Annotated in this window: 24 protein-coding genes; 5 read left to right on the plus strand and 19 right to left on the minus strand. The window is 36.1% G+C overall.

Translation table 11 applies throughout. The annotated features are described in order from the left end of the window. Nucleotides 1-29 precede the first annotated feature (29 nt). Nucleotides 30-632, plus strand: coding sequence for a sulfotransferase family 2 domain-containing protein (locus tag ACY650_RS06600; RefSeq protein ID WP_462252978.1), 603 nt, complete (start codon nt 30-32; stop codon nt 630-632). A 5-nt stretch (nt 633-637) separates the two neighbouring features. On the opposite strand, the gene ACY650_RS06605 is transcribed toward ACY650_RS06600, so the two are convergent. The 19 genes from ACY650_RS06605 to ACY650_RS06695 form a co-directional block, all read right to left on the minus strand. Beyond that, complete coding sequence (locus tag ACY650_RS06605; RefSeq protein ID WP_462252980.1) at nt 638-1,798, minus strand: glycosyltransferase family 4 protein; 1,161 nt, start codon at nt 1,796-1,798, stop codon at nt 638-640. Then, the gene (locus ACY650_RS06610; protein WP_462252982.1) at nt 1,798-2,691 is read right to left on the minus strand and encodes a sulfotransferase family protein; all 894 of its coding nucleotides are present in this window, start codon (nt 2,689-2,691) and stop codon (nt 1,798-1,800) included. The genes ACY650_RS06605 and ACY650_RS06610 overlap by 1 nt, the downstream gene beginning before the upstream one ends. Continuing rightward, entirely contained in the window at nt 2,678-3,793 is a 1,116-nt protein-coding gene (locus ACY650_RS06615; protein WP_462252984.1) for a glycosyltransferase, read from the minus strand. Before ACY650_RS06615 ends, ACY650_RS06610 begins: the two co-directional genes overlap by 14 nt. Further along, nucleotides 3,790-4,650: a sulfotransferase domain-containing protein gene (locus tag ACY650_RS06620; RefSeq protein WP_462252986.1), complete on the minus strand. Its 861-nt coding sequence runs from the start codon at nt 4,648-4,650 to the stop codon at nt 3,790-3,792. The genes ACY650_RS06615 and ACY650_RS06620 overlap by 4 nt, the downstream gene beginning before the upstream one ends. A 12-nt stretch (nt 4,651-4,662) precedes the next feature. Beyond that, nucleotides 4,663-5,967, minus strand: coding sequence for an oligosaccharide flippase family protein (locus tag ACY650_RS06625; RefSeq protein ID WP_462252988.1), 1,305 nt, complete (start codon nt 5,965-5,967; stop codon nt 4,663-4,665). 9 nt (nt 5,968-5,976) lie between these two features. Then, a complete protein-coding gene (locus tag ACY650_RS06630; RefSeq protein WP_462252989.1) occupies nt 5,977-6,813 on the minus strand; it encodes a sulfotransferase in 837 nt (278 codons plus the stop codon). 73 nt (nt 6,814-6,886) lie between these two features. After that, complete coding sequence (locus ACY650_RS06635) at nt 6,887-8,110, minus strand: O-antigen ligase family protein (RefSeq protein ID WP_462252991.1); 1,224 nt, start codon at nt 8,108-8,110, stop codon at nt 6,887-6,889. Then, on the minus strand, nt 8,107-9,174 hold the full coding sequence (locus ACY650_RS06640; RefSeq protein ID WP_462252993.1) for a hypothetical protein: 1,068 nt from the start codon (nt 9,172-9,174) through the stop codon (nt 8,107-8,109). Before ACY650_RS06640 ends, ACY650_RS06635 begins: the two co-directional genes overlap by 4 nt. Before the next feature lie 66 nt (nt 9,175-9,240). After that, complete coding sequence (locus ACY650_RS06645; protein ID WP_462252995.1) at nt 9,241-11,865, minus strand: SLBB domain-containing protein; 2,625 nt, start codon at nt 11,863-11,865, stop codon at nt 9,241-9,243. 18 nt (nt 11,866-11,883) lie between these two features. Beyond that, a complete protein-coding gene (gene cysQ / locus ACY650_RS06650; RefSeq protein ID WP_462252997.1) occupies nt 11,884-12,654 on the minus strand; it encodes a 3'(2'),5'-bisphosphate nucleotidase CysQ in 771 nt (256 codons plus the stop codon). After that, nucleotides 12,651-13,910, minus strand: coding sequence for a sulfate adenylyltransferase subunit CysN (gene cysN / locus ACY650_RS06655; protein ID WP_462252999.1), 1,260 nt, complete (start codon nt 13,908-13,910; stop codon nt 12,651-12,653). Before cysN ends, cysQ begins: the two co-directional genes overlap by 4 nt. 20 nt (nt 13,911-13,930) lie before the next feature. Then, the gene (gene cysD, locus ACY650_RS06660; protein WP_462253001.1) at nt 13,931-14,836 is read right to left on the minus strand and encodes a sulfate adenylyltransferase subunit CysD; all 906 of its coding nucleotides are present in this window, start codon (nt 14,834-14,836) and stop codon (nt 13,931-13,933) included. After that, nucleotides 14,833-15,435, minus strand: a complete 603-nt coding sequence (cysC, locus tag ACY650_RS06665) for an adenylyl-sulfate kinase (protein WP_462253003.1) — start codon at nt 15,433-15,435, stop codon at nt 14,833-14,835. The genes cysD and cysC overlap by 4 nt, the downstream gene beginning before the upstream one ends. After that, complete coding sequence (locus ACY650_RS06670) at nt 15,422-16,675, minus strand: nucleotide sugar dehydrogenase (RefSeq protein WP_462253005.1); 1,254 nt, start codon at nt 16,673-16,675, stop codon at nt 15,422-15,424. The genes cysC and ACY650_RS06670 overlap by 14 nt, the downstream gene beginning before the upstream one ends. 38 nt (nt 16,676-16,713) lie before the next feature. After that, nucleotides 16,714-17,658, minus strand: coding sequence for a UDP-glucuronic acid decarboxylase family protein (locus ACY650_RS06675; RefSeq protein ID WP_462253007.1), 945 nt, complete (start codon nt 17,656-17,658; stop codon nt 16,714-16,716). Beyond that, nucleotides 17,658-18,209: a dTDP-4-dehydrorhamnose 3,5-epimerase gene (gene rfbC, locus ACY650_RS06680; RefSeq protein ID WP_462253009.1), complete on the minus strand. Its 552-nt coding sequence runs from the start codon at nt 18,207-18,209 to the stop codon at nt 17,658-17,660. The genes ACY650_RS06675 and rfbC overlap by 1 nt, the downstream gene beginning before the upstream one ends. After that, nucleotides 18,206-19,069 (minus strand): glucose-1-phosphate thymidylyltransferase RfbA, encoded by an 864-nt coding sequence (gene rfbA / locus ACY650_RS06685; protein WP_462253011.1) that lies wholly within the window; start codon nt 19,067-19,069, stop codon nt 18,206-18,208. The genes rfbC and rfbA overlap by 4 nt, the downstream gene beginning before the upstream one ends. Nucleotides 19,070-19,071: 2 nt before the next feature. Continuing rightward, nucleotides 19,072-20,130, minus strand: a complete 1,059-nt coding sequence (gene rfbB / locus ACY650_RS06690) for a dTDP-glucose 4,6-dehydratase (protein WP_462253013.1) — start codon at nt 20,128-20,130, stop codon at nt 19,072-19,074. 2 nt (nt 20,131-20,132) lie between these two features. After that, nucleotides 20,133-21,077 carry an SDR family oxidoreductase gene (locus tag ACY650_RS06695; RefSeq protein WP_462253015.1) on the minus strand — a complete coding sequence of 315 codons (945 nt, stop codon included), beginning with the start codon at nt 21,075-21,077 and terminating at the stop codon, nt 20,133-20,135. Nucleotides 21,078-21,221: 144 nt separating this feature from the next. On the opposite strand from ACY650_RS06695, the gene ACY650_RS06700 reads away from it, so the two are divergent. From ACY650_RS06700 to ACY650_RS06715, 4 genes are read left to right on the plus strand one after another with little or no spacing between them, the layout of a single operon-like run. After that, the gene (locus ACY650_RS06700) at nt 21,222-21,872 is read left to right on the plus strand and encodes a heme exporter protein CcmB (RefSeq protein WP_462253017.1); all 651 of its coding nucleotides are present in this window, start codon (nt 21,222-21,224) and stop codon (nt 21,870-21,872) included. Further along, on the plus strand, nt 21,872-22,546 hold the full coding sequence (gene ccsA / locus ACY650_RS06705; RefSeq protein ID WP_462253019.1) for a cytochrome c biogenesis protein CcsA: 675 nt from the start codon (nt 21,872-21,874) through the stop codon (nt 22,544-22,546). The genes ACY650_RS06700 and ccsA overlap by 1 nt, the downstream gene beginning before the upstream one ends. Beyond that, nucleotides 22,539-22,745: a CcmD family protein gene (locus ACY650_RS06710; RefSeq protein WP_462253021.1), complete on the plus strand. Its 207-nt coding sequence runs from the start codon at nt 22,539-22,541 to the stop codon at nt 22,743-22,745. Before ccsA ends, ACY650_RS06710 begins: the two co-directional genes overlap by 8 nt. Beyond that, nucleotides 22,742-23,149, plus strand: coding sequence for a cytochrome c maturation protein CcmE domain-containing protein (locus ACY650_RS06715; RefSeq protein WP_462253023.1), 408 nt, complete (start codon nt 22,742-22,744; stop codon nt 23,147-23,149). The genes ACY650_RS06710 and ACY650_RS06715 overlap by 4 nt, the downstream gene beginning before the upstream one ends. The last annotated feature ends 3 nt before the right edge of the window (nt 23,150-23,152 follow it).

Genomic DNA, 23,152 nt, shown 5'->3' on the forward strand with positions numbered 1-23,152 from the left:
GATTCATATTTAACTACCTCCAAAATAACATGCTTCAAAAATTAAAAGCCTTCTACCGATCTTTCTTAGAAACACGTTACAATGTATGTATTTCAGATGAGTTTAATTTCGTTTGGTATAGGGTGGCAAAGGTTGGCACTCGAAGTATCTTAAAATCTTTTAATACTTCACTAAATCTTGACGTTAATGGTTCGTTTATGAAGATAGACGATGCTAAATATGGCAGCCATTACAAATTTGCCTTTGTTAGAAATCCTTGGGACAGATTGGTCTCATGCTACTCAGACAAGGTAGTTGGGAAAAAAATGTTCAGAAGTTGTTGGGATAAGGACTTCAGCCATTTTGTTGATTACGTTTCTGAATTTGACCTTAGATATTCAGATAGACATTTCCGTCTTCAATCAGCGCTAATTCCTGAACATGTAGATTTTATTGGGAAATTCGAGAATCTAAGTTCTGACTTTGAAAAAATAGTAGAAGAACTAAAACTTCCATTAGATAAAATGGAACACCGTAATAAGTCAAGTCGCAAAGATTATAAGGACTATTATGATGACAATTTGCGACTTAAGGTGGCAGAGCTATACAAGGAAGATATAGAAAGATTCAATTATAGCTTCGATAATAACTAGTGTTGTTAGTACCCAATTTTCTTTAGCATTGTCCCTAATCTCTCATTCCAACTGTGAGACTTTAATATTAAATCTCTGGAGTTTTCCCCAAGCAATTTAATATCAGATTTCATAGCTTCCTCAATTTTGTCAGCAACCAGTTGCGGATCTAAGTCTTCAACAAGAAATCCTGTATGCGAGTTTATCAAAGATCTTGCATCGTCTGTAGGATAGGCCAAAGTCGGTACTTTCATTGCCATATATTCATAGATCTTAAGAGGAGAAACATACTTTCCTGCTAATTGTGGATCTGGAACTGAATAACCTAGGTCAAATGAAGAAATGATTGAAGGAACTTCATTCCAGGGTTTTTTACCTGCAAAATGAATGTAATCATCAACTTCTAATTCTCTTGCCAAGCTTCTCCAAGATTCAAGTTCAAATCCATCACCTACGATTTCAACATTGATCTGAATTCCTTTTGTCTTTAGAAGAACACATGCCCTAATTAGGATATCGAGTCTTTGATACATAATCAACGTCCCGATAAATCCTACTTTGAAAACCTTATTTTCATGCCTTTCAGATTTTTCAGGATCAAAAAACTCTGTGTTTACACCATTAGGTACTACTAGAATTTTGCCAGGATCAATATCTAATTTTTCTACTATTAAATCTTTTAGATGACTACTCACACAGATGAGAAAATCGCACTTTTTATAGGCCCTCTTTTCAAGCCATTTTAAAATCCAATGGAAAAAAATCGCTTTTCTTTCCTTATGCGCTTCGTAATAGTATAATCCATTGGATTCAAGAATCCACTTTGCTCCTGTTTTCCTTCTTATATAGGAGCCAATCTCTTGAAAAGCAGCATATCTTTCATAGACTACATCAACAGCCTCTCCTTTTAATACACGCTTTGATTTAACTTGATATGCAAATCGTAAAAAGATTCGCACCAAATCTGATGTCATTCTAAGAATAACATTATCCTTCAGTGTACTTCCTGTATCTTTTTCAAGGATTTTTTCAGAAATCTCATTGCCGGCAATAAATTCATTTACTTGCCATCCATGATCTTTAAAGGAATTAATTATTCCAAGTATATGCGCTCTTGGACCACCAGCACTTGAAGAGCTATTGGTTGAGACTCTAATGGCACCTGAGACATATAAAACGCTCTTCATTAAGACCTCCAAATATTTAAATCCAACTTAAGAATGTTTTCTAATTTAGAAATATCAGATTCATAAAATTCCAGCAAGGACCTGCGAGTAATTGGATCAATCGGGCTTGCCTTTTCCAGGTTTAGATTTACTAAGTGGTTTTTAACTTTGGTTTTGATTGATTCAGGTATCATCCCTTTAAATAGCGACTTAATTTTATTTGGCTTACGAAGGGCATTATGAACAAACCTGCTTTTAGGAACACCTGAAACATTGAAGCGCTTTGCTAGGTCAAATTGAAATTCTTCTATTGACAGAAAATCGCAAATTTCTGATAAGATTTTTTCCGGATTGGATTTAAAATCTTCATAAATCACAACTTTAACTTTTTCAAAGTTATCTAAGTATCGTTGAACCTGATCTGCGTATAACCCTACTCGTCTATAATGCCATAAGGGGTTGAATTTATTATCTATTCTGGCTTTCTCTTCTTTTAAAGCTTCCTCAAATGAGAAGCTTTCTCTGTCATCTCTCCTCAAATGTAAGTAGCTGGAATATGCGCGATCAACAGGGTTTCTTAGAACAACTAGGATCTTGGCGCTTGAATCAAATTCGGATATATTCTTTGAAGCCTGAGGGTAATAAAGATACATAGCTGACGCATCTCCTCTGATCTTGTACTTTTCTTTGTTGTTAAATAGCTCAAAATATTCATCGCTTTTATGAAGGAAAATTTTATTGGCAATCATCATATCATCTTTGCCATTAAACATTAGCTTCTCTCCAGGACTCACAAAATAATGAGGCTCTTTATAGGATGGAAAGTATATATCTGGATGTTCACCAAGAATATGATAAAGTGAAGTGGTCCCAGACTTCATTGCGCCGACCATAAAAAAATTAGGAGCTGACACCTTCATAAATTTGCTCTAATTTCTCAGTTTGAATAATTAGGTTATGATTTTCAGTCACATTCTTTTTGCCTTTAGTTGCAAAAGATGACATTAGATTTTCATCATCAGCCAACATTGAAAGATACTCTGTTAATTCATCTGTATTCTTTTCACTAGCAAGAAATCCTGTTTTTTCATGCAACACAACCTCAGATATTCCGCCAGTATTAAATGAAACAACTGGAGTCTTAGCGGCTTGGGCTTCAGCAAATACAAGTCCTAGCGCCTCCGCATCTCCATTATCAGCAATGATGCTAGGAGCACAAAATATTTTAGATTTTTTCATCCACTTTATCACTTCAGTGTGGGGCAAAGAGCCAAGAAAACTAACTTTTTCATTTAATTCGGCGGCTCTCAATTTAAGACTCTCCCTTAAAGGCCCGTCACCTAGGATAACCAATTTATAGCTAGGGAAGTTTTTAGTAAACTTGTTGAAAGCGTCAATTAGATATTGACATCCTTTTTTTTCTACTAGCCTACCCACAAACAATACAATGTCTTCCTTTTCAGATGACTCATCAAAATTGCTAAGATCAATTCCAATATTATGCTTTACAATTTTTTCTAAAGGCACCCCGTTATTCACCAACTTTTCTACGATGAAGTCAGATACAGCAATGATTTTGTCATTTTGATCAACCATCCTTTCGAAATTTTTCCACATTAAACGATGGGTGTAATGTTCTGGCGTACGCACACAAATATCGTAACCGTGAAATGTGGTTATTAATGGCAGGTTTAATTTCTTTTTGATCTTAATTGCATGCATTGAGTCTGTACCGAAATGAGCATGAATCAGGTTAGGTTGATGCTTTAAGATCTCTGAGTAAAATTTTGGAGCAAAACCAATTGCTGCAAAAAGCGCTCTTGATATTCTATTGGTAGGTACTTCGGAAGCTACCCCATCTAAATTCATTTCATGAACATATTTCGTACCTACTAAGAATCCCTGAAAATTCTTTAATGATGTTACTTGGTTGTAAACAAAAGTATTGGAATAGGGAAGCAAGTGACTCCTAAATACCAAGACGCTTTTACTCGAGGATACCATATCGTTTTTCATTTAAGCCAATTTGATAAATCCTTATCAATAAGTACTTCTAGCTTTTTTATGTCTTCTGTAAAATACTCTTGAGTAAGTCTAATTCTTAAGTCAGAATCTAACTTTTCAAAATCTGTTTGAAGAGCACCTTTAAATAAGGTTCGCATGGATTTCGGGATTACTTGTTTATACTTCCTAGAAAAGCTTCGATAATAAAGTTTTAAAAATGGCCTTAAGATAGGATGTTTAGGTATTTGACCTTTGTTCTCATTGATCGTCTCAAGCTTATCTATTTGTCTTGCCCCTAAGAATTTTAAGCAAGAATTCACTTCTCGAGATGCATTATTTTTTAAATCTTCTGCTAGAATTACATGAATATTATCCTTTCCAAAGTGATCATAATATTTCTTTAGATGCTTGTAATAGAACCCTTTCCCGATGTAATTCTTAAATCTTGCCTCATCTGCATTTTCAGAATTCAATTCTTCTTCAATAGCTTTTTCAAAATCTGTGTTTTTATCTAGACCTTCTCGACGCGCATGGATAAAATTAGAATATGCCCTGTCTATTGGATGCCTTAATATTGCGATAAGCTTAGGTTCAGACAAAAGTGTTGCAATGTTTTCGAACGCCTTTTCGGAGACCAAGTAGGACGGCGATACCTCTCCGGCTATTTTATCTTCAGGGCATGTTTTAAAGAATTCCAGATATTCTTCAAGTTTGGCCTTATCATCACCTGAGTATCTAGTGAAAAAATGAAATTCCTTCTTTTTTGGTAAAAACAAAGAATTTGATTGTTTGAGATAGTGATATAATGAAGTGGTCCCCGCTTTCTGGGCCCCAATTACCAAAAAATTTGGCCATTTACTTGTGTTCAATTCTAGAACTTTTTAGATGATCCTTGTATTAAGGTCTAACTTCTTTCTAACAAGGAAGCTAGATCCAAACCCAATTAAAACATTTACCAAACATGTACTTATTGCTGCTCCTAATATTCCATAATAGGGTATCAAAATCAAATTCAATAGAACGTTTGTTAAAGAGGCAAAAATAAAAATTCGCAGACTTAATTTATGATAACCAGACATATTTAAAACCATGATCCCAGTGCCATTAGATGCCAACATTAGTTGGCCGAACAACAATATTATAAATGGAATGTTAGCTTGAACAAACTCAGTACCAAATAGAAGTAAGAAAAACTTTGAAAAGATTCCAATCAAAATAATGACAGCAAATGATGGCCAAAAAAGAAGCTTTGTGATATTCCTCAACTTCTTTTGAATTACTTCATTGGAGGCAGATTGAGCAAATAGTGCCGATATCATAGGCATACTAACACTTGATACGGCCTTAAACACAAATCTGGACATTTCGGATCCTCTAAAGACAGCGTTGTATAACCCAATCTCTTCTTTTGATCTAAAAACACCTAAGAGCTGAATATCAATCCGGTTTTGAATTACAAAAAAGGAATTAACTAAAAGTAAACCGGATGCTAGACTCACCCATGATTTTATCTCAAAATTAGTACTACTCTCTTTCCAGCCAATTTGCTTAGACACAAAGTACATTTGAATAGCAGCGGCCACGATAAATCCATAGATCGTAAACTGCAATAAACCAGCTACATCTAGTAATTCGGATTGAAAAAATAAGTAGCCAATCAGGATTATAGTTGTCAAATATCTAAGAGCGTTGAGAGTTATAGCTCCTAAAAAGGGCTTCTTGAATGCAAAAAGACTATTGCTTAAAAAATCAACAATTGCCGTAAGAAGTACTAAAACTGTAATTACAAAAAGAACATTCTCAATCCCATGTTCCCATTCCTGAAATGAGAGAAAAAAGTAGTCGATAAATCCGACTAGTACTGACAATATGATTATTACGACTGAAGAGAAAACAAAAAACCCGCGAATCTTAGCATAGTCATTTTCAACTTTTAGCCTTGGGATTATTTTTTTTGCTGTTGTGTTTAAACCGAATACTGCTATTGTATTCGAGAAAAAAACCAGATTCATTAAATATGAATAGTTTCCATATTCCTCGATAGATAAGGATCTGGCTATTATTATCTGAAATGCAAAACCAATAACAAAAGCTATCACCTTTGCTACAAAGGAAAGTGCGGATCCTTTTAGCAAATAGCTTTTATTGAACTTATTTTTAATAGCCTTCAGCTTTTTATAAACCATGATATTGATCTAGTAAAACTTTTTAAGTGTATAGGAATTACTTAGAACTGAAAATTCAGCTGATTTCCATTCATCATCAACCTTCAATTTCACCAGACCTTTGACATGCCTAGTTGGACCTCCATCTACACTATGTGTCCCGCTAAAGGAAAAATGATCATCATCATTATTTAATACTGAGGTTTGCGTGTTAAACTTATCATCGAACTGGGCCAATACCTGAGCTCTTTTTTCAATAAGATCTTCATACTTTACTGTATGCATCGAGACCATTCTTTTTGTGAGTTTGTTGCTGATCCAATTAACAAGATCAATTTTCAACGATAGAATTCTTAAATTCTTGATCTTATACTTTTGATGGTCTTTCTCTAGTCTCTTTTTTATTGAATAAAGAATACCACGGGGATTCCTTACTATAAATACTGCCTTAACATCATATTTTAAGATTTTACTCAAAAGAAACAGGTGCGTAAGGGATTTAGAGGAATCAATAATGATTCTTTCAGCTGATTTTTGAAAGGCATATTTATACAGCTCATCAAAAAAAGCTATTTCTTTCCTTCTAAAAACTCTATAATAAAAGTTTAAAAATGGATACAACAGAATCCATTTGTCACGTGTGTAATCGGACACTTTCTCGTGCTCTAATGTAATTGCTTTCTCCCCCCAAAATTCACATTGATGTATTTCTGATCCACATGCGCATGGTCTGCCATCAATGAGTCTTTTTTTAAAGTGTCTAAGTTCCCCCACCCCAAAACAATTCGCACTTTCTGATAGAATATTATGAAGTAATGTACTTCCACTCCGTTCATATCCTACAATGTATATCAATTTGGGTTTCATTCGAGTTTAATTTTGACGTTTAATGCCATTCCATTTTGGTTGAGTCCACCAAAATTTTTTACAAGAAACATTCTTATACATTGTTGTTTAGTGTAGCTGTTTTCTTGGAGCTGTCTTTTCCTAATTGCACCAAGGTAAAGATATAAAGTAGCCACATGATATCATTTTCCTTAAAAATCTGATTTTCTAGTGTGTTGGTAATGATAGTAAAACCAAAAAATAACAGAACAAATAGATAGGTCGAAGTTTTTTTAATAATAAAGTGCATCCATGCTTTTCTCACAGAAAGAACAATCCCAATTACATAGATCATCACTCCTACAACACCAAGGTCTAGTGCAATATCTAGGTAGCCATTATGCGCATGCGGAGCATCCCAACTCATTTGTGATAGAAGTCGTGTTTCATCAGACCAAAATGCACTAAAACCATGTCCGAGTAGTGGTCTATGCGAGATTTCCAATAACACTAGACCCCATAAAACAGTACGTCCCGTTAATGTTGGAGATTTTCCAAGAAGTAACAACAGATCTACAAAAAAATACACTACCAGAAGTGCTACAATGATCAGTATAAACTGAATTAACCGACGATCGATTGACCTGAGACTAAAGCGCGATAAGACTACATATAGGGCAAGAACAGCAATTAAGATAAGTAGTGAACCAGCTGATTTACTCAACAAAACACAAAAAATAAAAAACGCAACAAAGAGCATTGTATTAAAGGAGTTCAACTTTCTAGCATCAAACAATGTCAAGGCGCATATTATCCCTAGTATATTGATCCTTCCTAAAAAGTTTTTATGATTAAAAATTCCTCTAAATATTCCTGCATGTTCACCAGCCGGCATAACAACATACTCGGGAAGAATAGGATATATTAATAGACCAATCAATGAAAGCAGAAATATCAAATACATCAAGAAATTGAGCATTTCAATGACGCGATATCGATAACCTAGATATAGTCCAAAAAAGGATGAACTTAAAAGCAGTATACTTCTCTTTAGTGTGACAGCAACATCATCAGACCATAATACTGATATAAAACAAAGAGCAATCAAAACCCAAGCGTGATTGGCAAATTGATTAAGCCTTATCCATTTGAATTTGGTAAAAATTAACAACAAAATCGTTGCATGAAGTGATGCCCAAAGGTTGTTCAACATCCATATTCCAAAAAAACCGGAAATATGAATTACAAACGCCCTACTGAAAAAAGAGATGATTATTATCAGTAAGAGGTATTCTAAAAGATTGTCATACTTCTTTATGGCTTTTTCATCAATTCTCAACCTATATCTTCTTTCAGTTTTTTAACAAAGAGAACCAACACGGTCATTCCCGTTACGAATATGGTTACTAGGATTAAAATTAATAATCGCGAAAGTGAAGACTTTTCGATTGGCAAAAAAAGCGGATTAATAATTGAAAATGTAGGAGTATCCTTTTGAATCACCAATTTCACTCCTTCATATTCTTCTTGAAGCGAAGAAAGGTTAGAAAATATAAGATCGTAGTAGTCTTCCATGTTGCGGATTTCGAGTTCTACTTTTTTAGACCTTACATTTTGATTGCCCTCGATTAGCCTCGAGAGCTCATTTTCAACTTGATTTAGTTCAACTTTTTTTTCTGCTATGGCCTTTTCCAGGAAATTCAGATTCTCCTTAAGCTTTAAAGTAGAATACTCTTCAATATAATTGATGAGGTAATTCTTGACGTATTTTGCTACTTGTAGAGAAAGGTGAGGATCTTGAGTTGTAACATTCAATTGCACTAAATAGTAGATTTCATCTATAGATAGGAATATCACATTGTCAATTGCTTTGTAGAGCTGCTTCGTAGCCTTATCAACAACAATCAAATCATCATCTAATTCTTCTGAAGCACTATCACCTCTAAATAAATCAAGTATCATCCAAGGTACAGAAAGTACATAACCAACAGCAGATGGTTTAACTCCCTCTTCGAGGTAGGTTCTGAAAGTGATGGAATCACCTTTGAATAAAAATTTAGCCTCTAGTAAATCTTCTTTGAATGTTTTGCTAAAAACCACATTTGGATAAAGAGCAAGCGGAAATCGTGTAGATGAACCGGATCCAGAAATATCGATACCAGCTAGACCGGCCAGATTACTTAGTGATCCTAAATTTCCTACTGGGCTTGATTCAGAGGTATGAGGCATCAAGGTAGTTCCAGAAGTAAAATCTTTCGGGGTTGTCAAGGCAATAACTAAACCCAAGATCACTCCTAGAATTGAGAACTTTAGAAGAATTTTTAGTATCCTGAGGTTAAGGAAATACCTTAAAGTATTGAACAAAGAAATTTCTCCATCATCGTATATTTTAATCGACTTCATTGTTGGATAGTTGGTCTAATCATACACTCGAATACTACTGATATACAATTCTTGAGTTTTAATAATCTAATTACTTAATCTATCAATTACTAATAGCATTGTACCTACAGCAGAAGTTAAAGCAATTATTTCTCGGGCATCAATTTTTTCTTTCTCTTCTTTTTGTGGAACAATTATATCCGCTCCAGGCTCTATCGGAGGATATATTTTAAAGAAGAGAAATTTCTTTGTTCTTTGCGCCGACCCATTGGCATAAACCACATATGATTTACCAACTTTTGCTTTGGACGAAAATCCGCCAGAGGCAGAGATATATTTCTTAAATGAACTTCCAGTTTGATACCTAACCAAATTTGGATACAATACTTCTCCTTGTACCCTTACTGTTTCAAATTGTCTAGGAATACTAATGAGATCCCCATCTTTAAGTATTAAATCATACGCTGACTGAGGGTCCTTTATAATTTTATCTAACTCTATACCTAGTGCTTGCCTGTCTACTAAACTTTCTGCTCCACTAACTGAATCCCTCACCAATAGCTTTCTCAATTCTTGCGCTCTAAAAATTCTTGCTTCAAGATCACTGGATGATTCATCCATCTTAAATGATTCTGTTAACTCCTTTTCATACTCCGCAAGTAAACTCTCAATTAAATCATAGCTTTCTGGATCAATTACTTCATCGTTTAAAAATTTCTCTTCGAGCTCTTTTCTTCGCACATCCAGAAGTGCTTGAAGTTCTTCTTTCTCAAAATCTGTTCTATAATATTCCGTCCGTCTAATTAAAGAAGCTCCTTCAGAGTAGCCATACTTCGTTAATCCACCAGCTCGTTTTATTAGGTCAGAGATCTTATCTTCATTGGTTTCAAGAGCGTAATACCCTGGCATGTTTACTTCACCTTCAATTCTAACTACTTTATGTTTTCGTAGGTAAGGATTAGATTTGATTAAAACCAGATCAAAAGGTTGCAGTAAGAAGTCTGAAGCTTCTTCACTTATTGATAAATCGTCATTGATTTTGAAAGTAAATAATTGGGAAGACTTAGACAGATCCACGTCAGTGGAAAGTCTTCGAGCAACTTCAACTAAAGAGGTATTGGCATCTTCTTTGAGTCCGCCAGCTATTGTTACAAGATCCTCAACCGTCATGGAATCTATAAATGGGAATTCTCCAGGGTTTCTAACCTGTCCTTGAATAGCAATTGTCTTATTCTCATTCAATTCAAAAATTGATTGAATCCTAATTAAATCATCCGGACTTAGTAAAATATCTTGCTTGCCTTCGACAATTTCTTCTACATTAAATGAAATGTTCTTCATTTTTAAAGTTTTAGATAATCGAATCAAATTGCCTCTTTCCAAATAAGCATCTTCTCGAAGACCTTGAGCTTTTTCAATTAATCCTGCAAGTGTTAAATCTGGGGTAAGTTGATAATAACCTGGCCGCTTTACAGCTCCATCCAGCTTAACTCTATTTAAGTAGGTTTCTTCAATTTTTGTGACATATATGGAATCTCCATCCATGATTTTCGCTGATTCGAACTGAGCCTTATCAATGGTGGCAACTTCTTTCTTATTTTCTCCAAACCTGTCTATTGTCACAAAATCCTTGAAAGCACTGTTATTGAAACCTCCAGAAAAATCAATCAGAAACTTCAGAGTTTCATCATCTTTCAACTCATATATTGCCGGTTGTTTTATGTTCCCAGCAAGTTTTACTCTATTCTTATAAGGCTTAACTATTAGAATGTCCTGATCTTGCAATTGAGGGTTTTGATCATCCGCTCCTTGAAATAAGTATTGATAAACATCCAAGGTGGCAATCAAATTACCACCTCGATGGATTTCTATTTCTCTAAGCGAGCCGTTTTCAGTAGGTCCTCCTGCAAAGTATAAGGCATTGAAGGCAGTTGATAGAGCCGACAATTCGTAAGTGCCCGGTTGAACAACATTACCTACAACATTCACTTTGATGGATCTAATTTGACCCAGTGAAACTTGGATAAATGTATTAGGATTCCGACCCCTCAGACCTGTATATATTGTAGATAGACGATTATATACTCTTCTTTTGGCTTCTTCGATACTTATGCCTGCAAGATTTACAGGGCCTACTCCGCTAATGAGTATACTTCCATCAGGACTAATTAATTCTTGATAGGTAATTTCAGAAGAACCATAGACATCTATTATAACTTCGTCACCTGCACCTAGGATATAACTTTGAGGAGTAGCAACATTTAATGAAGGCTCAAAATTGACTTCTGCAGTTTGGAATATATCCATCCCAAATATTTCAAGCTTATCAGAACTTGCAGAGTCAAGGTCATTCAAATATTCAAAGAATGAATATTCATCATCGTCACTTTCAGTACGCTCTCTTAATCTATCTCCGGGTGTAGCAACATCATTGTCTTCAGATACACCCAATTGCAATTGTCTGATTCTGTTTCTCAGCTTACTAATCTGAGAACTTGACATTCCTCTTTGCTTGGCAAGAAGCTCAAGTTGTTGAAGAGTCAATCCACTTGCCTCAGCACGATCAAGGAAACGTTGTATTTGTTGATCTGAAAGCTCATCAATATTAACTGAATTCAAGTCTTGTGCAGAAAGACTATTTACATCTTGTGCATCCACTTGAGGTGCTATAGCTAAGATCATTAAGATCAAACAAAACCTAATTCTTTTCATTGATTTGATGGTTCCAAATTAAAATGGCAAAACTATAAAGTATGGATTTAATAGATTCTCTTTATTGTAACTCAGAGGGGTTTTTCCATCTTCAAGAACCACATTACCCCCTGCCTCATTTACAATAGCATGTGCCGCCGCAGTATCCCACTCCATAGTAGGGCCCAGTCTAGGATAAACATCGGCCTCTCCTGAAGCTATTAATAAGAACTTAAGTGAACTACCTTTTGAGACGATACTTGGATTATTTAGTCCTTCAACATAAGTTTCTGTTTCAGGGCTCATATGTGACCTTGATGCGACAACTTTTATTCCTGACTCATTTAAAGGCTTTTTGGTTGTACTCAGCTCAGACACATCATCAGCCTTTTGCATGTAGGCTCCTTTACCCTTTATTGCCCAATACATTTCGTCAATTACTGGCGGATAGACTACTCCAAGAATTGATTCACCATTATGAATTAATGCAATGTTCACTGTGAATTCACCATTCTTCTTAATGAATTCTTTTGTGCCATCTAGAGGATCTACCATCCAAAAGTATTCCCATTTCGATCGCTCATCGAACGAAACATCCTTCCCCTCTTCACTTAGAATTGGAATTTCAGTTTTTTCAAGAAATGACACAATCCTATTGTGTGCAGCCTTATCTGCCATTGTCAATGGAGAGTCATCTGATTTAGCCTCAATAGAGAAGTCTCCAGATTCGTAGATTTCTAGAATATCTTCTCCAGCAGCTAGTGCAGCTTCTTTCGCAATCTCAAGTAGTTTTTCTAAATCTATACTCATATGATCATTCCTGCGGCTACAGTCTCGTTAGTTCCCTCATCGACAAGAATGATGCTTCCTGTATTTCTATTTTTCCTGTAAGAATCTACGAGAAGTGGTCTAGTAGTTCTTATCTGTGCACGACATATATCGTTGGCCGTAATGCTTTTATCTTCCTCGTTTCTATGAAGCGAATTGATATCAAGTTTATAACGAATCTCCTTGATCATCGCTTTGGCATCGGCTGTTGTATGTCGGATTGTATATTTAGATCGTGGCTGAGGACCTTTATTATTTAACCAACATAGCATCACATCTATGTCTTGCTTAGGCTCTGGTTGATTATTTGTGCGAACAATCATATCTCCTCTACTTATGTCTATATCATCCTCAAGTGTGATTGTAACAGACATTGGAGCAAAAGCTTCATCTACGGGTCCTTCAAACGTATCAATAGATTTAATTTTCGAAGTAAACCCAGATGGAAGTACTGTTATTTCATCACCTGGTTTAAAGACCCCTCCAGCTATTCTTCCCGCATATCCTCTATAATCATGATATTCATCAGTCTGAGGTCTTATCACAGTTTGGACAGGAAATCTGCAGTCAATATGATTGTGGTCGCTACCTATGTGAAGGTTCTCTAAAGTGTAAAGAAGCGTGGAGCCTTCAAACCAAGGCATATTTTGACTCCTATTAACAACATTATCACCTTTCAGTGCACTTATAGGAATAAACCGAACATCTTTTACATCTAGTTTTGATGCAAAATCCTCAAAGTCAGTTTTTATCTTATTGAATTGTTCCTCGCTATAATCAACAAGGTCCATTTTATTGATGCATACAATGATATGAGGTATTTGAAGTAATGATGCAATAATTGAATGTCTACATGTCTGTTCAATTACTCCATTTCTTGCATCAATCAAAATCAAAGCTGCATTGGCAGTGGACGCACCTGTAACCATATTTCTAGTATATTGAATATGTCCAGGTGTATCAGCGATTATGAATTTTCTTTTTGGTGTAGCAAAATAGCGATATGCTACATCGATGGTAATACCTTGCTCTCTTTCATCCTTTAACCCATCAGTTAGTAGTGCAAGGTCTACTTCTGCCGAACCTCTTCTTTCACTTGTTTGCTTAACTTGATCCAGTTGATCTTCAAAAATTGATTTTGAATCATAAAGTAGTCTTCCAATTAAGGTACTTTTTCCATCGTCGACGCTACCAGCTGTAGTAAAGCGCAACAATTCCATATCTAAATATCCTTCCATGTCTTATTTTTTGATAGTGATTAAAAATACCCTTCTTTCTTTCTGTCTTCCATAGCAGTCTCTGAGCGTTTATCATCGGCTCTGTTGCCTCTTTCAGTATGTCTAGCAGCAGCTACTTCTTCCACAATTTTCTCGAGTGTATCAGCATCTGATTCGACACCTCCAGTGATAGTAATATCACCAAGTGTTCTGAATCTTAATTTCTTGTTTACAACTTCTTCAGAATCTTCAACTTGAATAAAATCCGATACTGGCAACCAGGTATTATTTCTCCAAATCACATCTCTTTGATGTGCGAAGTATAATGAAGGGATTTCAATATTCTCTGACATTATATATTGCCAAACATCCATTTCTGTCCAATTACTTAGAGGGAATACTCTAAAGTGTTCTCCATATTGATGCTTGCCATTAAATACATTCCAAAGTTCTGGACGTTGATTTTTTGGATCCCACTGCCCAAATTCATCTCTGTGAGAAAAGAAACGTTCTTTTGCTCTCGCTTTTTCTTCATCTCTTCTGGCTCCTCCAATACATGCGTCAAAGCCTTGCTCTTCAATCGTATCTAATAGAGTAACTGTTTGAATGGCATTTCTACTAGCATTCTTTCCTTTTTCCTCTGCTGCTCTTCCATCATCAATAGATTTTTGAACAGAACCAACTATTAACTTAGCTCCTAATTCTTCAATTAGGTTGTCTCTAAATTCCATTGTTTCTGGGAAGTTGTGACCAGTATCTATATGAACCAATGGAAAAGGAATCTTAGCGGGGTGAAAAGCCTTACGGGCCAAATGCGTCACACATATTGAATCCTTACCTCCAGAAAATAATATTGCTGGTTTTTGAAATTGAGCCGCTACTTCCCTCAAAATATAGATGGACTCGGCTTCCAACTCCTTTAAATGAGTCAGATTGTAATTCTTCATAATTGTATTTTCGGTTCTATTTCTTTTATTAATTGTGATCGACACTCATCTAAAGAATTGTCTGCCGTATTTACCCGTATATCCGGATTTGTTGGCTCTTCAAATGGTGAAGTAATACCAGTAAAGTATTTAATTTCTCCTGCTCTTGCCTTTTTATAAAGTCCTTTTACATCTCGCTCCTCGCAAACTTCCAATGGACAGTCAACATGAATTTCAACAAAATTCTCCTCTCCTACTAGCTGTCTAGCAGCCTCCCTGTCTTCTTTGAACGGTGAGATAAAAGCAGTCAATACTATGACACCAGCATCAACGAACAGTTTAGATACTTCTGATATTCTTCGAATATTTTCTTTTCTGCTTTCCTCAGAAAAATCTAAATCGTTGTTCAATCCACTTCGAACATTGTCACCATCAAGAATATATGTTGCGTATCCCTGGTTATAAAAATGAGTTTCTAAAGTGCTCGCAAGCGTAGACTTTCCTGACCCAGATAGACCAGTAAACCACAATAGTTTTGGCTGATGGCCATTTCTTTTTACCCTATCTTCTCGGGTAATTGTGTGCGAGTGTGGTATGATATGATCTCTATAATCTCCCATCAATTAAATCTTTTGGTAAGATACTTTTAACATCGTATATCACTGAAGTATTCTTTCTAATCTCTTGCCAGTCAAGGTCAGTGAATTCAATGTGCGAGACTGCCAAGATTACTGCATCATAGCCTGAACCTAGGTTTTCTGATAGTTGTAATCCGTATTCTTCTTTTACCTGATTTGCATCAGCCTGAGGGTCATATACATCCACGCTAACATTGTAAGATATCAATTCATCGTATATGTCAATCACACGAGTATTACGAGTATCTGGGCAATTTTCTTTAAAGGTGAATCCCAGGATTAATATTTTAGTCTGATCACTCATCTTTCTCTTCTGAGAAATGAGTTTTATTACTTTTTGGGCAACATATTGCCCCATTTGATCATTTATTTTTCTTCCGGATAGAATTACTTGTGGGTGATAGCCGACAGATTCCGCCTTTTGGGTAAGATAAAATGGATCAACACCTATGCAATGTCCACCAACTAGGCCTGGCCGAAACGGAAGAAAGTTCCATTTTGTACCTGCTGCTTCCAGTACCTCCGAAGTATCGATTTCCAGCTTATCAAAGATTAAAGCTAATTCATTAACAAAGGCAATATTCATGTCCCGCTGAGAGTTTTCGATCACTTTTGCTGCCTCTGCAACTTTTAAAGATGAGGCTTTATGTGTACCTGCTTCAATGATAGATTTATAGTACTCATCTACTTTTTCAGCGGCATATGAATTGCTACCACTTGTCACTTTAAGAATATTAGTGATTCTATGATCCTTATCACCAGGATTAATTCTCTCCGGTGAATATCCACAATAGAAATCTTTATTAAACTCCAACCCACTTCCTGCCTCTAATAGAGGCACACAAATTTCTTCTGTACAACCTGGGAAAACAGTAGATTCATATACAACAAAATCACCTGATCTTAACAGTGGAGCTATCATTTTTGAAGCCGAAATCAAAGGCCTGAGATCAGGGTTTTTATTCTCATCAATAGGAGTAGGTACAGTTACAATATAAAAATTGCAATCTGCAAGATCATTAATATCGCTCGAATATGTAAGGTTGGTAGATTTGGAAAATTCTTCGTCAGTTACCTCCAAGGTCCGATCAAAGCCCTCTTTAAGCTCATCGATGCGATCAACATCTATATCAAAACCTATACTATCATAAGATACACCACTCGCAACTGCTAGTGGCAAGCCAACGTACCCCAAACCGATAATACCAACTTTGTACTCCATTGTGAAATCCGAATTGGCCGCAAAAATAGGTCAAAAATTTAGCCCAAGACCTTCTTTTGAAAATAATCGAGTGTTGGCTTCAAACCTTCAGATCGGGTAAATTTTGGCTCCCAGTTTAAAACCTCCTTCGCTAAGGTGATATCTGGCTTACGTTGCTTCGGATCATCCTTAGGTAAATCTTTGTAAATGATCTTCGATTTACTCCCCGTAAGTCGAATAATTTCTTCACCAAATTCATTGATAGTTATTTCCTCGGGATTGCCAATATTAACTGGCTGAGAGTAATCACTTTTTAGTAATCGATAAATCCCTTCTACTAAATCATCAACGTATGTAAATGATCGAGTTTGAGAGCCATCACCAAATGCGGTTAAACTTTCTCCTTTGAGAGCCTGAGAAATGAACGCAGGCAAAACTCTACCGTCATCTAATCTCATTCTGGGCCCAAATGTGTTAAAGATTCTAACTATCCGAGTTTCCAAACCATGGAAAGTATGATATGCCATGGTTAAAGCTTCTTGAAATCTTTTCGCTTCATCATAGACACCTCTCGGTCCTACGGGATTCACATTTCCCCAATATTCTTCAGTTTGAGGATGAACCAATGGATCTCCATATACTTCCGATGTAGAGGCAATTAACATTCTAGCTTTTTTATCTTTTGCTAACCCTAGACAATTAAGTGTCCCCAATGAGCCAACTTTCATCGTTTGAATAGGCATTTTGAGATAATCTATTGGGCTTGCCGGTGATGCGAAATGCAAGATGTATTCCAGATCCCCAGAGACATGAACATATTTTGAAACATCATGATGCTGAAATTCAAAATCTTTATGTCCCATAAGGTGTTCGATGTTTTCAATGTTACCAGTTAACAAATTATCCATCGCTACAACATGGTAACCTTCATCTAAAAACCTATCACACAAATGGGACCCTAAAAATCCTGCTCCTCCGGTGATTAATACTTTCTTTTTTGTCATTAGAAATCTAGTTTTAGCTGACTCAGAGAAGGCAAGTTTATATCCTTCTCAGACAAAATTAACTCTTCATCTCTCACACCCCAGCTTATATTTAAATCAGGATCATTATACTTTATCCCGGAATCGGACTCGGCATTGTATAACTCATCTACTTGATACATCAATTTTGCGTAATCTGATAGCACCAAAAACCCATGAGCTGTTCCTTTGGGAATATAAAAATGCTTTTTGTTGTGTGCTGACAACCTTACCACACTATATCCTCCAAAACTGGATGAGCCTTGCCTTAAATCCACAGCCACATCGAGAACTTCTCCTTCGATACAAGAAATCAACTTGGCCTGTGCATGTTTTCCAGATTGGAAATGTAAACCTCTCAAAACTCCTTTCGCAGACCTTGACTGATTTACTTGCTTGACATCAAATTCAAATCCAGTAATATTCTTGAATTTTTCACTATTAAACCCCTCATAAAAGTATCCTCTTTCATCCTCAAAAACATCCGGTTCCAGAATCCAGCAATCCTTTAGATTAGTTTCTTCAGCTTTCATTTGTTAAGAATATTTAGCAAGTAATCACCATATCCACTCTTATCTAAGGATGAAGCCAACTTTTCCAATTCACTATCTGAAATGAAATCCATTTTGTAGGCTACTTCCTCAATACATCCAACTTTCAAACCCTGTCTTTCTTCAATTACTTGCACAAAATTTCCTGCTTGCATTAATGCCGCAAATGTACCAGTATCTAACCATGCGGTGCCTCTGTCAAAGACCTTAACATATAATTTTTTTTGATTTAAGTAGTAGTTATTGACGTCAGTAATTTCAATCTCTCCTCTTGGGCTTGGTTTAATTCCTTTAGCTACTTCAATCACATCATTATCATAATAATAAAGACCCGGTACTGCGTAGTTAGACTTTGGCATTTCTGGCTTCTCTTCAATAGAAATTGCCTGATTATTCTCATCAAATGTGATGACACCATACCTATTTGGATCATTGACATGGTATGCAAATACTATAGCACCATTAGGATCTATACAAGATTGTAGTTTTTTTGACAACCCGGAAGCATAGAAAATGTTATCCCCCAAAATCAAAGCGACACTATCATTTCCAATGAATTTTTCACCAATGATAAACGCTTCGGCCAAACCTCGAGGTTCATGCTGTTCTGCATATGAAAATGAACAACCCAATGATGATCCATCTCCAAGCAAATTCTTAAATATGGGTAAATCTCTTGGTGTACTTATGATCAATACCTCCTTGATACCAGAAAGCATTAAGGTCGACAATGGATAGTAGATCATTGGCTTATCATATACAGGTAGCAATTGCTTACTAACCGCATTGGTTAATGGATGTAACCTAGTACCTGATCCCCCAGCTAGTATGATTCCTTTCATTCTTATCTGTTTTTATAGTGATCATCATAATATTTCAAATAATCACCAGTGGTAACATCTTTCAACCATTGCTCATTATCAAAATACCAGTCAACCGTTTTTTCTAAGCCCTCTCTAAATTGCAAAGATGGCTCCCATCCTAAATCTTTTTGAATCTTGGATGCATCAATTGCATATCTATGATCATGACCTGCTCTGTCTTTTACAAATGTGATTAGTTCCCTGGAGGTACCTTGTGGGTTGCCAAGCTTACTATCCATTATATCACATAGTAACCTTACCAAATCAAGGTTTTTCCACTCATTGAATCCACCAATGTTGTAGGTTTCACCATCCCCCCCTTTTTCCAAAATCAATTCTATCGCCCGGGCATGATCTTCTACATAAAGCCAGTCGCGAATATTTTCACCTTTCCCATAGACTGGAAGAGGTTGTTCATTTTTAATATTATGGATCATCAAGGGAATCAATTTTTCAGGAAATTGGTTAGGCCCATAATTATTCGAGCAATTGGAAATTATATAGGGTAAACCATAGGTATTGCCATAAGCTCTTACAAAATGATCGGAGGATGCTTTGGAGGCAGAATATGGAGACTGAGGGTCATAGGATGTCGTCTCGGTAAAAAACCCTTTTTCACCCAACGACCCATAAACTTCATCGGTAGAGATATGATAGAATCTTCTTTCAGCGAAATCTCCCATCCAAGTATTCTTTGCAGCATTTAGAAGATTTACTGTTCCGAGTACATTGGTATTTATAAACTCGATTGGGTTTGAAATAGACCGATCTACATGTGACTCAGCGGCTAAATGCACAACCGATTTAAAGTCATAGTCTTTAAACAATTGTTCAATAAAAAGTGAATTACAGATATCTCCTTTTACAAATTCATAATTATCATTTGCTTCGATATCACTTAGATTTTCAAGATTCCCTGCATAAGTCAAATTATCAAGGTTAACAACCTTGTAATTACTGTTTTTCACTAACCTTCTTACAACGTGCGAGCCAATAAAACCTGCACCACCAGTGATCAATATGTTAGGATACTTAGTCACAGTCAAATATTTCTTTTATACCAATTGATTGTCAGTTCCAACCCCTTTTTAATGTCAAAAACTGGATCATAGTTAAGATCCCGGCTTGCTTTTGAAATATCAGCCAGACTATGCATGATATCACCTTCTCTCTCTCTCCTATGTTTAGCAACAACGCTGGTACCAGCCAGTTCATTAATATAATCTACAAGTTCATTTAAATTCGTGCTATTTCCACACGCTATATTATAAACCTCATTAGAGAGGCTTTCCGGAGCTTCCAAGGATTTAATATTTGCCTGAACAGCGTTTGCAACAAATGTAAAATCACGGCTATGATTGCCATCTCCATTGATATTCGGAGAATCACCCGACAAAATAGCCTTAATAAAAAGTGGAATGACCGCAGCGTAAGCTCCATTGGGATCTTGTTTTGGCCCAAATACATTGAAATACCGGAGGCCAATTGAATTCAGTCTATACACTCTGTAGAAAACATCAGCGTACATTTCATTCACCAATTTAGTAATGGCATAAGGTGACAGAGGATTGCCAATTTTTTCTTCTTTTTTTGGAAGGTCAGGCGAATCACCATATGTGGATGACGAGGCGGCGTAAACTACTCTATCAACCTTATTATCCACCGCAGCTTTAAACACATTTAAAGTGCCTTCGATATTCACTCTATTTGATAGTTGTGGATCTTTGATAGATCGTGGGACCGAACCGAGTGCTGCTTGATGAGAGATGGCAGAAACATCTTTGGATGCCTTCAATAGCAACTGATAATCTAAAATATCCCCTTCAATAAACTGAAAATTCTTATCCCCTTCAAAAGTTTTAATGTTCTTCTCAAACCCTGTAGAGAGGTTATCCAAGCAAACAACTTGGTAATTCTTTTCCAGTAGAGATTCTATCAAATTAGATCCAATAAATCCAGCTCCCCCTGTTACAAGAATTTTTTTCATCTGTTTACTTTATGCGAAACGTGAATCCTATTTTCGAAACTCACCTCATTTTACGCTTATAATTCTAAAAATCTATTGCAATGCTAACTTGAATGATAAGTAAATGCAAGGTATGAACCGGTTTGAATTTACCTTTGTGCTTAAGTGGAAAGAGTAGTAGAATTAATTAAAAAAGACTTAATCGTCGATTGGAGGCAGCAAAATCCTATTACTGGAATTATGCTTTATTTGACTTCAACGATTTTTACTTCATTCATGGCGTTCAAGGGACTTGTTTCCGTTGAAGTCTGGAATGCGCTGTTTTGGATAATCTTGCTATTCACCACGATAAATGCGATTTCAAAAAGTTTTATTCAGGAAGAAAGAAGATCGCTTTACTATTTCTTTCTGTCCAAAGCTCATGAAATCATCCTTGCAAAGTTGATTTACTCATTTCTTTACCTTTTTACAATTTCCATTGTTTCACTAATTATCTATTCAACTCTTTTAGGTAACCCATTGATCAACCACGGTCTTTTTCTTCTCAACTTGGTTCTTGGATGCTTGGGTTTAAGCGCGGCTTTTACAATGATTTCATCTATTGCCTTCCGTACAAGCAACCGGTCAATCATGATGGCAGTACTAGGATTTCCAGTTATTATACCTGTTTTGGTTCTAGCGATAAGCAATAGCTTCAAAATACTTGACAGTTATGTCTTTATGCAGATTCAGGGAAATCTAACTGCGCTCTTCTCAGTCGATGTGATTATCATTGCGCTCACATTCGTTTTGTTCCCTTTTACCTGGAAATCGTGATGGGTTATTTACTAAAAACTGATTGGTGGAAATGGCTGTGTGTAACAATATTGATTTACACAGTTGTAGGTGGATTGTTGTTTCCAGTACCACGGCTAAATATTCTTAACGAAACTATTCGGGTACTACATTTCCATGTACCCATGTGGTTTGGGATGATACTACTTTTTCTGTCTTCGGTGATCCATGCAATTAAGTACCTCAAAAATGGCAATATGAATAGCGATGTCTATAGCAGCCAACTTGCAATTGTTGGTCTTGCCTTTGGCATCTTAGGCATTCTATCTGGAATGGTGTGGGCAAAATTTGCATGGGGTGAATTTTGGAGCAATGATCCCAAGCAGAACGGAGCTGCTATTTCTCTTCTCGTATATCTAGCTTATTTCGTTTTGAGAGGTTCTTTTCAAGATGAACAGCAACGCAATCGCATATCTGCTGTATACAACATTTTTGCATTTGCTATGATGATCCCTCTATTATTTATTCTGCCCAGAATGACGGATAGCCTTCATCCGGGCAATGGAGGTAATCCAGCATTAAGCATTTATGATACGGATAGCAACCTTAAAAAAGTGTTTTATGTAGCTGTTATAGGTTGGACTTTGCTGGGTTTTTGGATTTCGACAATTTCTATAAGGCTTACAATAACCAAACAAAAACTTGAAGATGCATAAATTTTTACTAGGAATAATTTTGATTTTAGGAACTCAATATGCTCAAGCTCAAGTTGAGATGGCAGATAAATTCCGAGGTGAAGGAAAGATCTATGTAGTCATAGCGGTGATTCTTATCATCTTGGCTGGTTTTTTCTTTCTCTTATTCAAACTGGATAAGCGTGCAAAGCGTTTAGAAGAAGAAGTTTCAGAAAAATGAAAAAAACACACATAGCAGCAGTAGTAGTAATTGCAATAGCAATTGCTATGATTATTTCAATGACAGGAGATGCGAGTTCTTATGTTAGCTTTTCAGAAGCTAAAGAGCTTTCTGAAAAAGGGTTTCAAAAAAACATACATGTTGTTGGAGAACTTCCTAAAACTGCAACTGGTGAGATCATAGGCATTATAGAAAGTCCTGATAAACTCTCATTTAAATTTGACATGGTGGATGAGAATGGTCTGAAGCAACAGGTATTGCACGCAGATCCTATCCCAACGGACTTTACCAGATCGGAACAAGTTGTAATAATCGGATCTTATCAAGGAGAGAAATTTGTTGCAGAAAAAATATTGCTTAAGTGTCCTTCCAAATACCAGGAAGACCCTGAGTTTAATAGCTAAATT

The organism is Ekhidna sp. (assembly GCF_963691765.1).
Classification (GTDB): domain Bacteria; phylum Bacteroidota; class Bacteroidia; order Cytophagales; family Cyclobacteriaceae; genus Ekhidna.